Below are 12,918 nucleotides of genomic sequence, written 5' to 3'. Positions count from 1 at the left end.
ATCAGTTCAGCCCGGGAATGCCCCGCAACGCCTGCATCAGCGCATCGTCGGCTGATGCGTCGCTTGCCAGATCGGCAGGGGCGGGCGGCGAGGCGCCTGCTTCCGCGACCGCGGCCTCGATGGCGACATTGCCGGGGGCGCCGGACGGCCGGTCCGAACTGCTGACCGTTGCGGCCGCGGTGCGTGGCGGCGGCGAAGGGGCAGGCTCGGACGGCGGAGCCGGGTTGTCCCCCGCTTCGGTGATCGGGCCGGACCGGACCGGCACGGGGGCCGGAACCGGGGCAGGCGGCGGTGCCGAGGGCGCGGGTTCGGCGAAGAACACCGGCTCGGGCGCGGGCTCGGGCTGTCCCATCGCCTCGGCCAAGGCGGCGGCCAGCGGGTCCACGCTGCCGTCGGGCGAGGTCGTGACGATCGGCGCGGCATCGACCGGCATCCCCGTCGCATCGCCGGGCAGGGCCACATCGGCCACGCGGCCGTCCACCGGCTGCGCCGCTGCCACCGCCTGCGCCAGCGCGGCGGCCAGCGGGTCGTCGGCATCGGCCGAAACGATGTCGCTGGCCACGATCAGGTTGCCCGCGCCGTCAGGCGCGATCACACCCAGTGGATTGGCGGGCAGACCCTCGTGGATCTCGGCCATCACCGCCTGCCAGATCTCGGCCGGCAGGCCGCCGCCGGTCACGCCCTGCAGCGGCGTGTTGTCATCATAGCCCATCCAGACGCCGGTCACATACTGCTCGGTGAAGCCGATGAACCATGCGTCCCGATAGGACGAGGTCGTCCCGGTCTTGCCCGCCACCTCGCGCCCCGGCAGCTTGGCGCGGCCGCCGGTGCCGTTTTCCACCGCCTGCTGCATCATCCAGATCAGCTCGGACGCGGCCTTGGGAGAAATCACCCGCTGGCCCATGCCGCCGATCTGCCCGATCAGCGGATTGTCGTTGCCCTTGATCCGCAGTTCGATCAGGCCATAGGGGCGCACCGCCGTGCCCCCGTTGCGGATACCCGCATAGGCCCCGGTCATCTCCAGCAGCGTGGTTTCCGCGACGCCGAGGCCCATCGAGGGGCTGGCCATGATGTCATTGGCAAAGCCGAAGTCCCGTGCCACCCGGCGGACGTTGTCGCGGCCCACGGCTTCCTGCAGGCGGATGGTCGAGGTGTTGATCGACTTCGATATCGCCGTGGTCAGGGTGATCTCGCCCATGTGGTTGCGGGTATAGTTCTTGGGCGTCCAGGGCTTCGAGCCCTTGATGTGAATTGTGATCGGCGCGTCCAGGATCGTATCGTTGGGCGAATAGCCTTGGTCCAGCGCCGCCGCGAAGACAAAGGGCTTGAAGGCCGAGCCGGTCTGCCGCTTGGCCTGGGTCGCGCGATTGAAGGTGCCGACCGTGGTGGTTTCCCGCCCTCCGATCATCGCCCGCACTGCCCCGTCCGCCGACATCACGACGACCGCCGCCTGCGCCTTGGAGCCGTCCTTCACCTTCTCGTCGAAGATGCGCTTCAGCGCCCGTTCGGCCTGCCGTTGCACGGTCTGGTCGAAGGTGGTGGTAATGGTCACGTCCTCGGTCGTTTCCGAGGTCAGAAATCCGGGGCCGGATTCCATCACCCAGTCGGCGAAGTAGCCGCCTGCACGGGCAGCGGCTGCACGCGACAGGACGGCGGGGTTCGCGCGGGCCTCGGTCAGCTGCACGTCGTCCAGGTAGCCCTGTTCGTGCATCAGGCCGAGGATCAGGTTCGCCCGGTCCTGCGAACGTTGCAGGTTCGAAGTCGGCGCGAAATAGCTGGGCGCCTTCAGCAGGCCGGCCAGCATCGCCGCCTCGGCCGCGTTCACCTCGGCCGCGGACTTGCCGAAATAGCGCTGCGCCGCCGCCTCGAAGCCGCGGGCGCCGGCGCCCAGGTAGCTGCGGTTCATGTAGATGTTGAGGATGTCGTCCTTGGAATACCGGGCTTCCATCGCCAAGCTGTAGGGGACTTCCTTGACCTTGCGCCACAGCGAGGACTTGCGGCAGTCGGCCTCGTATTCGGCCTCGGACTTCCACTTGATGGGGTCGAATTCTTCGCCGAGGCACAGAAGCTTCGACACCTGCTGGGTAATGGTCGAGCCGCCGTTGCCTTCAAGCGGGCCTCGGCCTTCGGACATGTTGATGCGAATGGCGCTGGCGATGCCGCGCGGGTCCACCCCGAGGTGGCTGAAGAAACGCTTGTCCTCGGTCGCGACCACGGCGTTGCGCAGCACCGGCGCGATCTGGTCGCCGCTAGTGGTGTTGTAGGTTTCCCCGCGCCAGGCGAAGACGCGGCCGTCGCGGTCCAGCATCGTGACTGATCCGCGGGCGCGTCCGTCGAACAGTGCCTGCGGGTCGGGCAGGGTGGAATAGTAATAGGCGACCGTCAGCCCGAGGATCAGTGCAAGCGTCGCGCCCGTCCGCCAGAACGAGCCCCAGACAACGCGCCAGAACAGCGACACCGTGCCGGCAACGCCGCGTGTGACGAAGTTGCCGCGCCGGGCCGGACGCTTGGGCGGGGCGCGGCGCTGCGCCTGCTGCGGCGGCAGCCCGCCGCCCGAGGGCGCCTGTGCGTCAGAGGGGGCGGCATAGCGCCGGTCGGCGGCAAGGCGCCGGGGCTTGTCGGGTTTCTTCATGCCTGCATCCAATGGGCCGTTTCCCGGCCTTTTCGTCCGCCCACATATAGCAGTTGCCCTCGCTTGAGAACACGGCGCCTGGGCCTGCGCACCCAGACGTGACCTGCCGTTTTATCGCGCATTTTCCGCAAAATCTGCCGGAATGGCGGGCAGAACCCGCCTGATGCCGGCCGAAATCCGCCTGCTGCTGGACGCGGAACGGGCAGTTGCCGCGTGATCGGGCTCATGGGCGGGCCGGCGCAATGGCCTGCCGCAAGCGACGAGGACATGCCGATGAGCCAGATCTTACCCCTTTCGAGCGCACGGCCTGCGGGCCATGGAACAAGAGCCTTCCGCAAACCATGCACCACCGGCGCGGCGCTTGCTCTGGCCTTCCTGGCCGCCAGCGCGATGCCCGTCCTGGCACAGGTTGCGCCCGTGATGGACAAGGGCGACACGGCCTGGGTGATGATCTCGGCGGTGCTGGTGATGATGATGACGCTGCCGGGACTCGCGCTGTTCTACGGCGGGCTGGTGCGGTCGCGAAACGTGCTGTCGGTGCTGATGCAGGTGCTGTCGGTCTTCGCGATCATGTCGATCCTCTGGGTCGTCGCCGGTTATTCGCTGGCCTTCACCGGGGCCGAGGGGGATGCGGCAGGCCCGCTGACCCCCTTCATCGGCGGTCTGGGCAAGGCCTTCCTGGCCGGCGTCACCCCGGGTTCGCTGGTCGACACCTTCACGGCGGGCGTCCAGATCCCGGAATACGCCTTTGTGGCCTTCCAGATGGCCTTTGCCTGCATCGCGCCCGCGCTGATCGTCGGGGCCACGGCCGAGCGGCTGAAGTTCCCCGCCATCCTCGCCTTTGTCACGATCTGGTTCTTCCTGTCCTACCTGCCGATGGCCCACATGGTCTGGTGGAGCGGCGGATACCTGTTCGCCCATGGCGCGCTGGACTTCGCGGGCGGCACCGTCATCCACATCAATGCGGGCGTGGCCGGGCTGGTCGCGGCGATGGTCGCGGGGCCGCGCCTCGGCTATGGGCGCGAGCCGATGGCGCCGCACAACCTTTCCATGACGATGATCGGCGGCTGCCTGCTGTGGATCGGCTGGTTCGGCTTCAACGCAGGGTCCAACCTCGAAGCCAACGGGCTGACGGCGCTGGCCATCATCAACACGGTCGTGGCGACCTCGGCGGCGGCGCTGGCCTGGGCCGGGGGCGAGTGGGTCATGCGCGGGCATCCCTCGCTGCTGGGCGGGGTCTCGGGCGCCATCGCGGGGCTGGTCGGGATCACCCCGGCGGCGGGCTTCGTGGGTCCGATGGGCGCGATCGCGATCGGGATCGTGGCAGGGCTTGCCTGCCTCTGGGTGGTGGTCTCGCTGAAGCGGCGCATCGGGATCGACGACAGCCTTGACGTCTTCGGCATCCACGGCGTGGGCGGCATCGTGGGCGCCATCCTGACCGGGGTCTTCGTCGCGCCCTCGCTGGGCGGCACGGGGCTGGAGGGCTATGCGATGGGTCCGCAGGTCTGGGTGCAGGCGCTGGGCGTCATCCTCTGCATCGCCTGGTCGGGCGCGGTGTCCTTTGCCGCCGCCCATCTGATCCGCATGACCATCGGCCTGCGCGTCTCGGCCAGTGACGAGCGGCAGGGCCTCGACCTGACGACCCACGGCGAGAACGCCTATAACTGAGGCAGACTGCCAACCGACAAGGCCCGGTCGCCGTGCCGGGCCTTTCTCATGAGCGGGTTCTTCTTCGTTCAAATATCCTGGGATGAATGGGGGTGGGACCCATTCATGCCGAAGGCCGGGGGCAAAGCCCCCATCTTCACGCCACCCGCGCGACCACGAAATCCGCGAGTTCCGCCAACAGCCCGCGGATCTCTCCCTCCGGCAGCGCCTGCAGCGCCTTGCGCCCGCGCGCGGCCCAGTCCAGCGCATCGGCCCGCGCCGCCTCGATGGCGCCGTGCCGGGCCAGGATCGACAGCGCCTGCTCAAGGTCGCCGTCCCGCTGGTCGCCCTTTTCGATGGTGCGCTGCCAGAAGGCGCGTTCCCCGGTGTCGGCCTTGGTCACCGCCTTGATGACCGGCAGCGTCAGCTTGCGCTCGCGGAAGTCGTCACCGATATTTTTCCCGATGACCTCGGCCGTGCCGCTGTAATCGAGGATGTCATCGACGATCTGGAAGGCGATCCCCAGCGCGTCGCCGTAATCGTAAAGCGCCTGCACCTGCGCATCGGTGCCGCCCGCGATCACGCTGCCGACCTCGGTCGCGGCCGAAAACAGCGCGGCGGTCTTGCCGCGGACGACCTGCAGGTAGATGTCCTCGTCGGTCTTCAGGTCCTGCGCGGCGGTCAGTTGCAGCACCTCGCCCTCGGCGATCACGGCCGAGGCGTTGGACAGGATCGACATGACCCGCATGTTGCCCGTCTCGGTCATCAACTGGAAGCTGCGGGCGAAAAGATAGTCGCCGACCAGAACGCTCGACTTGTTGTCCCACAGAAGGTTCGCGGTCGGACGGCCCCGGCGCTGGCGGCTTTCGTCCACCACGTCGTCATGCAGCAGGGTCGCGGTGTGGATGAACTCGACCGTCGCGGCCAGCAACTGGTGATGCGTGCCCTGATATCCCAGCAAGCGGGCAGCGGCGATGGTCAGAAGGGGCCGCAGGCGCTTGCCGCCGGCGCCGACCAGATGTGCCGTGACCTCGGGGATGCGCGGGGCGTGGCGGCTTTCCATCCGGCTGCGGATCAGGGCGTCCACCGCCCTCATGTCCTCGGCCAGCAGTGCGGCCAGGAGGTCCAGCGGTTTCGCCACGGTTTCGTTCACACCCATGAGAGCACCCCTTTTCGTCGCGCCCCTTGCCATGTCGTGGACAGTTTCGCAACCGCGCCATAGCGTGGCGGCGATGAGGGAAGTCCTGCGCACTACCGATCCGCTGACCATGGTCCGGGCCGCCGATCTGCTGGCGGCCGAGGGAATCATGGCCTTCCAGTTCGATCAGCACATGAGCGTGCTGGAAGGCTCGATCGGCATCCTGCCGCGCCGGCTGATGGTGGTGGACCGCGATCACTTCATGGCCGCGGCGATCCTGCGGGACCACGGGCTGGAATGACGCGCGACGACGCCTTTCTGGGCGGGCGGCTTCTGCTGCGGCAGCCCGCGCGGGGCTATCGCGCGGGGGCGGACGCGGTGATGCTGGCCGCCGCCTGTCCCGCGCAGCCGGTCCAGAGGGTGCTGGAACTGGGCTGCGGGGCAGGGGCCGCGCTGTTCTGCCTGGGCGCGCGGGTGCCGGGCGTGGCCCTGTCCGGGCTGGAGCGGCAGGAGGCGCTTGCGGAACTCGCGCTGCACAATGCCGCTGCCACGGGCATTGCGGCGCGGATCGTCACGGGCGATCTTGCCGCCATGCCAGCCGGGCTGCGGGCCGAGCTCTTCGACCATGTCATCGCCAACCCGCCCTTCTTCGCCGCGGGCACCCGCGCCCCCGACGACAGCCGCGCCCATGCGCGGCACGAGGATACGCCGCTGGAAGCCTGGATCGACGCGGGGCTGCGCCGGCTGGCCCCCGGCGGCCGGCTGACGCTGATCCACCGGGCCGAGGCGCTGGACCGGATTCTGGCCGCCCTTTCCGGTCGGGCGGGGGCGGCTGCCATCCTGCCCGTCGCCCCCCGGCAGGGCCGCGAAGCCGGCCGGGTGATCGTCTCGGCCTGCAAGGGCGCGCGGGGTCCGCTGCGGCTGCTTTCGCCCTTCGTCCTGCACGGAAAACCGGCGCATGAGCGGGACGCAGAGGACCTGACGCCCGCCGCGCAGGCAGTGCTGCGGCACGGGGCCGCCATCGACATCAAACCTTCATGAGCGGCGTGACAGTGCGGGCGAATCGTGCTGCACTGCCCTTCTCGACCCCAGAGAAGGAGTAAAAGAATGTCGGTTCAGTCGCATGTCGCGGAACTGCGCAGGAAACACCAGGTTCTCTCGGACGAAGTCGAACGCGCCCAGCGGGCGCCGGGGACGGACGACCTCAGCATCTCGACCATGAAGAAAGAGAAACTGCGGTTGAAGGAGGAGATCGAGCGTCTTACCCAGTGACGCCGCGACCGGCCACCATCGGGCCGCTTGACCGGCATGTTTCGGGATCGGCGGAAGCGCCGGTCCCTTTCGTTTTCGGCGAATCGGGGGCAGCGCCTGATCACGTCCGTCATGCGTCTGGCGCATAGGCACTTCACGCCGATGCCGTATTTCTGTCACATGACTGACATGCAAGGGGTCTAACCGGTTGCAGGCCTTCATGGCCCACACCGCAGGAGCTGCCAATGAACACCATGAAATTCTCTGCCTCGGCCCTCGCAATCCTGGCTGTCTCGGCCACGGCGGCCGCCGCACGCGACCAGATCCAGGTCGCGGGTTCGTCCACCGTCCTGCCCTATTCGACGATCGTGGCTGAAGCCTTCGCCGAGAACATGGATTTCACCGCCCCCGTCGTCGAAGGTGGCGGCACCGGCGCCGGTCTCAAGCAGTTCTGCGCCGGTGTGGGCGAGAACACGCTGGACATCGCCAATGCCTCGCGCCCGATCCGCGAGGCCGAACTGGCCGAGTGCCAGGCAAACGGCGTCACCGACATCATGGAAGTGCAGTTCGGCTATGACGGCATCGTCTTCGCCTCGTCGATCAGCGGCCCGGATTTCGTGCTGACGCCCGCCGATGTCTACAAGGCGCTGGCCGCCCAGGTCGTCGTCGACGGCCAGATGGCGGCCAACCCCGCCACCACCTGGGCCGACGTGAACCCAGGCCTGCCCACGCAGGAAATCACCGTCTACGTCCCCGGCACCAAGCACGGCACCCGTGAAGTGTTCGAAGAGAAGGTCATGGCCGCCGGCTGCGAGGAATCTGGCGCGTTGGAAGCGATGACCGCCATGTCCGACGAGGACACCGCCGAGGAGGCCTGCGTCACGCTGCGCACCGATGGCCGCTCGGTCGACATCGACGGCGACTACACCGAAACGCTGGCCCGCATCGGCAGCAACCCCAACGGCATCGGCATCTTCGGCCTGTCCTTTTACGAGAACAACACCGACAAGCTGAAGGTCGCCACCATCAACGGCGTCTCGCCTTCGGTCGAAACCGTCGCCTCGGGCGAATACCCGGTGTCGCGCCCGCTGTTCTTCTACGTCAAGAAGGCCCACATCGGCGTGATCCCCGGCCTGAAGGAATACGCCGAGTTCTTCGTCTCGGACGCCATCGCCGGTCCCGGCGGCCCGTTGTCCGAATACGGTCTGGTGCCAGACCCGGAACTGGCCACCGTCCAGCAGGCCGTCGCCGGTGAAACGGTGATGGGCGCCAACTGAGCCCCGCCTGACGCTGCACGGGCGGGCCGCCGACGGCCCGCCCCCTTCACGATCATCACGGCTGCCCAGCCGGTTTTCCGCCGCGAGCCCGAGGTCCGATGCCGCCCTTCTGGATAATGATCGCCGTCCTTGCCCTAGCCACAGCAGGCTTCCTGCTGGGACGAAGCCGCTCGATCCGTATGGTCGAAGGCAACACCCGCGTGCTGCATTCGCGCCCCACCTATCACGGCTGGAACGTCGTGCTGTTCACCGCGATTCCCGCCCTGCTGCTGCTGGCGGTGGCGCGCTTCCTCGAGGGGCCGGGCTGGCTGATGTGGGCCGCACTGGCCCTTGCCCTCGCAGGGCTTGCCTTTTCGCTGTCGCGGGTCGCGCCCGAGTTCCGTGCCCGCGACGCGGTCGAACGGATCGTCCGCGGCATCCTGATCGTCTGCTCGCTGATCGCCATCGCGACAACCGTCGGGATCGTGCTGTCGCTGGTCTTCGAATCGGCGCGCTTCTTCCAGATGTATCCCTGGCAGGACTTTTTCTTCGGCACGGAATGGACGCCCAGCTTCGGCGGCGGGTCCCGGCTGGGGATGCTGCCGCTGCTGTGGGGCACGCTCTACATTTCGTTCATCGCCCTGCTGGTCGCGGTGCCGATCGGCCTTTATGCGGCCATCTACATGTCGGAATACGCGACGCCCCGCGTCCGGTCCGTCGTGAAGCCCGCCATCGAGGTGCTGGCCGGCATCCCCACCATCGTCTACGGCCTTTTCGCGCTGGTCACGGTCGGCCCCCTGCTGCGGGACTGGATCGCGCAGCCGCTGGGGCTGGGCAACAGCGGCTCATCGGTGATGACGGCGGGGCTGGTGATGGGGATGATGCTGATCCCCTTCGTCAGTTCACTGTCCGACGACATCATCAACGCCGTGCCGCAGTCGCTGCGGGACGGGTCATTGGCGCTGGGCTCGACACCCTCCGAAACCATCCGCCAGGTGGTGGTCCCCGCCGCCCTGCCGGGCATCGTCGGCGCGGTGCTGCTGGCCGCGTCCCGCGCCATCGGCGAGACGATGATCGTCGTCCTCGGCGCGGGCGCGATGGCCCGGATGGACCTCAACCCCTTCGAGGCGATGACCACCATCACCGTCAAGATCGTGGGCCAGCTGACCGGCGACAACGATTTTGCCAGCCCCGAGACGCTGGTGGCCTTTGCCCTTGGCCTGACGCTGTTCGTCATGACGCTGGGGCTGAATGTGCTCGCCCTCTACATCGTGCGGAAATACCGGGAGCAGTACGAATGACCGACGCCGCCTCGCAGCCGCCCCGGCCGGTGAGCCCGCCTGCCGCGCCCGCCCGCAAGTCGCTGCTGGTCGAGGACGCACGCACAAAACGCCGCAACGCAGCGGAAAGGCGGTTCCGCGCCTATGGCGTGATCGCCATCGCGATCGCCATGGCCGCGCTGATGTTCCTGCTGTTCACAATCTTCCGCGACGGCAGCAGCGCCTTCTTCCAGACCTATGCCCGCATCCCCGTCGCCATCGAGGCCGAAGTGGTCGATCCGGCCGGCAACCGCGATCCGGCCGAGATGCAGAAGGTCCTGACGATGGGCTACGGCAAGCTGCTGGAAAACTCGCTTGCCGCCTATGTCGAGCAGAACGGCATCGAGGTCGAGGGGCTGGGCGACCGCGACCTTTCCAGCTTCTTCTCGTCGCAGGCGCGCGCCGATCTGCGTGACGCGGTGCTGGCGAACCCCGATCTGGTCGGCAGCGTGGTCGAGGTGCCTGCCATGACCTCGTCCCGCGTGGACGGGATGTTCAAGGGCCGCGTCACCCGCGAATCCGCCGCCATCGACGCCAAGACTTCGGTCGCGCAATATGACCTCGCCATGGGGCTGCAGGAGCGGGGCGATCTGCGCACGCAGTTCAACTGGGACTTCATCACCTCGACCGACAGTTCGGACAACCGGCCCGAGGCCGCGGGCCTGGGCGTCGCGATCCTGGGATCGTTCTACATGATGCTGATCGTGCTGGTGCTGGCGCTGCCCATCGGCGTCGCGGCCTCGATCTATCTGGAAGAGTTCGCGCCGAAGAACCGGCTCACCGACGCGATCGAGGTCAACATCTCGAATCTCGCCGCGGTGCCCTCGATCGTCTTCGGCATCCTCGGCCTTGCGGCCTTCATCAACTTCATGGGCCTGCCGCGTTCGGCGCCCATCGTCGGCGGGCTGGTGCTGACGCTGATGACGCTGCCCACGATCATCATCTCGACCCGCGCGGCGTTGAAGGCGGTGCCGCCCTCCATCCGGGACGCGGCGCTGGGGGTCGGGGCCTCGCGGATGCAGACGATGTTCCACCATGTCCTGCCGCTGGCAATGCCGGGCATCCTGACCGGCACCATCCTCGGGCTGGCGCAGGCGCTGGGCGAAACCGCGCCCTTGCTGCTGATCGGCATGGTGGCCTTTGTCACCACCTACCCCTCTGCCCCGCCGGAAGGCTTCTTCGAGCCCGCCTCGGCCCTGCCGGTGCAGGTCTTCAACTGGACCCAGCGCGCGGACCCCGCCTTCTTCGAACGGGCTTCGGGCGCGATCATCGTGCTGCTGGTCTTCCTGCTGGCGATGAACCTTCTGGCCATCACCCTGCGCCGCAAGTTCGAGCGCCGCTGGTAAGTCCCGGAACAAAGGACCACATCATGAACGACATGCGATTGGCGGAGCGAACGGTGGACATCGACGCGCGGGAGATCAAGTTCCAGTGCAAGGACGTGCAGGTCTTCTATGGCGACAAGCACGCCATCAAGGACGTCAGCGTCGACCTGCTGGACAAGACGGTGACGGCCTTCATCGGCCCTTCGGGCTGCGGCAAGTCCACCTTCCTGCGCTGCCTGAACCGGATGAACGACACGATCAGCGTGGCGCGCGTCGAGGGCCGGATGCTGCTGGACGGCGAGGACATCTATGACCGCCGCGTGGACCCGGTCCAGCTCCGCGCCCGCGTCGGCATGGTGTTCCAGAAGCCGAACCCCTTCCCCAAGTCGATCTATGACAACGTGGCCTACGGCCCCCGCATCCACGGGCTGGCCCGCAACCGGGCCGAACTGGACGAGATCGTTGAAAAGGCCCTGCGCGGCGCCGCCCTGTGGAACGAGGTCAAGGACCGCCTGCAGGAAGGCGGAACCGGCCTCTCGGGCGGTCAGCAGCAGCGGTTGTGCATCGCCCGCGCCGTCGCTACCGCCCCCGAGGTGCTGCTGATGGACGAGCCCTGCTCGGCGCTGGACCCCATCGCCACGGCGCAGGTCGAGGAACTGATCGACGAGCTGCGCGCGACCTTCTCGGTGGTGATCGTCACCCACTCGATGCAGCAGGCCGCCCGCGTCAGCCAGAAGACGGCGTTCTTCCACCTGGGGAACCTGGTCGAATACGCCGACACCGACGACATCTTCACCCGCCCGCGCGATCCGCGGACGGAAAGCTACATCAGCGGCCGGATCGGCTGAGAAGGGGGCATGATGCACAGGGACAAGCATATCCTTTCGGCCTTCGACCGCGACCTGGAAAGCATCCAGGCCGAGGTCATGCGCATGGGCGGCATGGTCGAGGCGGCGATTTCCGAAGCCGGCCACGCGCTGGAAACCCGCGACGAGGAACTGGCCGAGGAAATCCGCCGCCGCGACCGCGCCATCGACCAGCTCGAGGCGCAGATCAACGAATCCGCCGCCCGCCTGATCGCGCTGCGGGCGCCCACCGCGACCGACCTGCGGCTGGTGCTGTCGGTCATCAAGATCGCGGCCGCGCTGGAACGGGTGGGCGACTATGCCAAGAACATCGCCAAGCGCACCAATCAGCTGTCGCAGCTGCCGGTGATCCCCGGCAGCGGCTTGTCGCTGCGCCGGATGGCCACCACGGTCGAGGAGATGCTGCGCGACGCTTTGGACAGCTATGTCCAGCGCGACGCGGCGCTGGCCGCCGACGTGCGCGCCCGCGACCTCGAGGTCGACCAGATGTACAACGCGCTCTTCCGCGAGTTCCTGACCCACATGATGGAGGACCCGCGCAACATCACGACCTGCATGCACCTGCATTTCATCGCCAAGAACATCGAGCGCATGGGCGACCACGCGACCTCGATCGCCGAGCAGGTGCTGTATCTCGTCTCGGGCGAGCTGCCCGAGGATCCCCGCCCCAAGGGCGACAACGTCACAACCGAGCCGGTCGATCCCGCCACCCCCGGCAGGTGGGGCTGACGCGCAAGCCACCCAAGGCGAAAGGAGTCCGAGATGAGTGTTCAGCAACCCTGTGTCCTTCTGGTCGAAGACGAGGGCGCCCAGCGCGAGGTCCTGACCTACAACCTCGAATCCGAGGGCTTCCGCGTGGTCGAGGCCGAGACCGGCGACGAGGCCATGCTGCTGGTCTCCGAGGAAGCGCCCGACCTGATGGTGCTGGACTGGATGCTGCCCAATGTCTCGGGGATCGAGATCTGCCGCCGCGTCAAGGCCGACCCCGGCACCCGTCACATCCCCATCATCATGCTGTCTGCCCGTTCCGACGAGGGCGATCGCGTCCGCGGCCTGGAAACCGGTGCCGACGACTATGTGGTGAAGCCTTATTCCGTGGTCGAACTGATGGCCCGCGTCCGCACCCAGTTGCGCCGTACCCGCCCCACGACCATGGGCGAGCGCCTCAGCTTCGAGGACATCTTGCTTGATTCCGGTGAACACCGCGTCTTCCGCGCAGGTCAGCCCCTGCACCTCGGCCCGACCGAGTTCCGCCTGCTGTCCACGCTGATGGAACGTCCTGGCCGCGTCTGGACCCGCGAGCAGTTGCTGGACCGCGTCTGGGGCCGCGACATCTACGTGGACAGCCGCACCATCGACGTCCACGTAGGCCGGCTGCGCAAGGCGCTGATGGCGAACGGCGGGACGAACCCGGTGCGGACCGTGCGCGGGACGGGGTATGCGCTGGGGTGAGACGGGGGCGGTCCCGGGCCTGAAGGAAAGCT

12 protein-coding genes are annotated in these 12,918 nt (G+C 67.8%); 10 read left to right on the top strand and 2 right to left on the bottom strand.

The features are described 5' to 3' along the window. Nucleotide 1: 1 nt before the first annotated feature. Nucleotides 2-2,632: a transglycosylase domain-containing protein gene (locus tag JGR78_RS09680; RefSeq protein ID WP_182790645.1), complete on the bottom strand. Its 2,631-nt coding sequence runs from the start codon at nucleotides 2,630-2,632 to the stop codon at nucleotides 2-4. Nucleotides 2,633-3,022: 390 nt separating this feature from the next. On the opposite strand from JGR78_RS09680, the gene JGR78_RS09675 reads away from it, so the two are divergent. Beyond that, nucleotides 3,023-4,300 carry an ammonium transporter gene (locus JGR78_RS09675; RefSeq protein WP_234450946.1) on the top strand — a complete coding sequence of 426 codons (1,278 nt, stop codon included), beginning with the start codon at nucleotides 3,023-3,025 and terminating at the stop codon, nucleotides 4,298-4,300. Between the two features lie 136 nt (nucleotides 4,301-4,436). On the opposite strand, the gene JGR78_RS09670 is transcribed toward JGR78_RS09675, so the two are convergent. After that, nucleotides 4,437-5,438 (bottom strand): polyprenyl synthetase family protein, encoded by a 1,002-nt coding sequence (locus tag JGR78_RS09670; RefSeq protein ID WP_182802928.1) that lies wholly within the window; start codon nucleotides 5,436-5,438, stop codon nucleotides 4,437-4,439. A 73-nt stretch (nucleotides 5,439-5,511) separates the two neighbouring features. Here JGR78_RS09670 and JGR78_RS09665 point away from each other — a divergent pair, with 73 nt between their 5' ends. The 9 genes from JGR78_RS09665 (at nucleotide 5,512) to phoB (ending at nucleotide 12,886) form a co-directional block, all read left to right on the top strand. Next, a complete protein-coding gene (locus tag JGR78_RS09665; protein WP_182790643.1) occupies nucleotides 5,512-5,718 on the top strand; it encodes a DUF2007 domain-containing protein in 207 nt (68 codons plus the stop codon). After that, a complete protein-coding gene (locus tag JGR78_RS09660; RefSeq protein ID WP_182802926.1) occupies nucleotides 5,715-6,458 on the top strand; it encodes a tRNA1(Val) (adenine(37)-N6)-methyltransferase in 744 nt (247 codons plus the stop codon). The genes JGR78_RS09665 and JGR78_RS09660 overlap by 4 nt, the downstream gene beginning before the upstream one ends. 66 nt (nucleotides 6,459-6,524) lie before the next feature. Next, complete coding sequence (locus JGR78_RS09655) at nucleotides 6,525-6,689, top strand: YdcH family protein (protein WP_182790641.1); 165 nt, start codon at nucleotides 6,525-6,527, stop codon at nucleotides 6,687-6,689. Nucleotides 6,690-6,913: 224 nt separating this feature from the next. Continuing rightward, nucleotides 6,914-7,945, top strand: a complete 1,032-nt coding sequence (locus JGR78_RS09650) for a substrate-binding domain-containing protein (RefSeq protein WP_182802924.1) — start codon at nucleotides 6,914-6,916, stop codon at nucleotides 7,943-7,945. Nucleotides 7,946-8,043: 98 nt separating this feature from the next. Further along, nucleotides 8,044-9,225, top strand: a complete 1,182-nt coding sequence (pstC, locus tag JGR78_RS09645) for a phosphate ABC transporter permease subunit PstC (RefSeq protein ID WP_182790639.1) — start codon at nucleotides 8,044-8,046, stop codon at nucleotides 9,223-9,225. Further along, on the top strand, nucleotides 9,222-10,589 hold the full coding sequence (pstA, locus tag JGR78_RS09640) for a phosphate ABC transporter permease PstA (RefSeq protein WP_182802920.1): 1,368 nt from the start codon (nucleotides 9,222-9,224) through the stop codon (nucleotides 10,587-10,589). Before pstC ends, pstA begins: the two co-directional genes overlap by 4 nt. A gap of 23 nt (nucleotides 10,590-10,612) precedes the next feature. Then, a complete protein-coding gene (gene pstB / locus JGR78_RS09635; RefSeq protein ID WP_182802917.1) occupies nucleotides 10,613-11,416 on the top strand; it encodes a phosphate ABC transporter ATP-binding protein PstB in 804 nt (267 codons plus the stop codon). 12 nt (nucleotides 11,417-11,428) lie between these two features. Next, nucleotides 11,429-12,163: a phosphate signaling complex protein PhoU gene (gene phoU / locus JGR78_RS09630; RefSeq protein ID WP_182790839.1), complete on the top strand. Its 735-nt coding sequence runs from the start codon at nucleotides 11,429-11,431 to the stop codon at nucleotides 12,161-12,163. A gap of 33 nt (nucleotides 12,164-12,196) precedes the next feature. After that, a complete protein-coding gene (gene phoB, locus JGR78_RS09625; protein WP_182802915.1) occupies nucleotides 12,197-12,886 on the top strand; it encodes a phosphate regulon transcriptional regulator PhoB in 690 nt (229 codons plus the stop codon). Nucleotides 12,887-12,918: the final 32 nt, after the last annotated feature.

Origin of the sequence: Paracoccus sp. MC1862 (assembly GCF_016617715.1) — a bacterium.
In the GTDB taxonomy this organism is placed as follows: Bacteria; Pseudomonadota; Alphaproteobacteria; order Rhodobacterales; family Rhodobacteraceae; genus Paracoccus.
This window is presented reverse-complemented; position numbering and strand designations above follow the sequence as displayed.

What these genes read in the sequence shown, in the direction of transcription:
- JGR78_RS09680 (WP_182790645.1), bottom strand. Translation starts at nt 2,632, where the DNA reads ATGAAGAAACCCGACAAGCCCCGGCGCCTTGCCGCCGACCGGCGCTAT.
- JGR78_RS09675 (WP_234450946.1), top strand. Translation starts at nt 3,023, where the DNA reads ATGCCCGTCCTGGCACAGGTTGCGCCCGTGATGGACAAGGGCGACACG.
- JGR78_RS09670 (WP_182802928.1), bottom strand. Translation starts at nt 5,438, where the DNA reads ATGGGTGTGAACGAAACCGTGGCGAAACCGCTGGACCTCCTGGCCGCA.
- JGR78_RS09665 (WP_182790643.1), top strand. Translation starts at nt 5,512, where the DNA reads ATGAGGGAAGTCCTGCGCACTACCGATCCGCTGACCATGGTCCGGGCC.
- JGR78_RS09660 (WP_182802926.1), top strand. Translation starts at nt 5,715, where the DNA reads ATGACGCGCGACGACGCCTTTCTGGGCGGGCGGCTTCTGCTGCGGCAG.
- JGR78_RS09655 (WP_182790641.1), top strand. Translation starts at nt 6,525, where the DNA reads ATGTCGGTTCAGTCGCATGTCGCGGAACTGCGCAGGAAACACCAGGTT.
- JGR78_RS09650 (WP_182802924.1), top strand. Translation starts at nt 6,914, where the DNA reads ATGAACACCATGAAATTCTCTGCCTCGGCCCTCGCAATCCTGGCTGTC.
- pstC (WP_182790639.1), top strand. Translation starts at nt 8,044, where the DNA reads ATGCCGCCCTTCTGGATAATGATCGCCGTCCTTGCCCTAGCCACAGCA.
- pstA (WP_182802920.1), top strand. Translation starts at nt 9,222, where the DNA reads ATGACCGACGCCGCCTCGCAGCCGCCCCGGCCGGTGAGCCCGCCTGCC.
- pstB (WP_182802917.1), top strand. Translation starts at nt 10,613, where the DNA reads ATGAACGACATGCGATTGGCGGAGCGAACGGTGGACATCGACGCGCGG.
- phoU (WP_182790839.1), top strand. Translation starts at nt 11,429, where the DNA reads ATGCACAGGGACAAGCATATCCTTTCGGCCTTCGACCGCGACCTGGAA.
- phoB (WP_182802915.1), top strand. Translation starts at nt 12,197, where the DNA reads ATGAGTGTTCAGCAACCCTGTGTCCTTCTGGTCGAAGACGAGGGCGCC.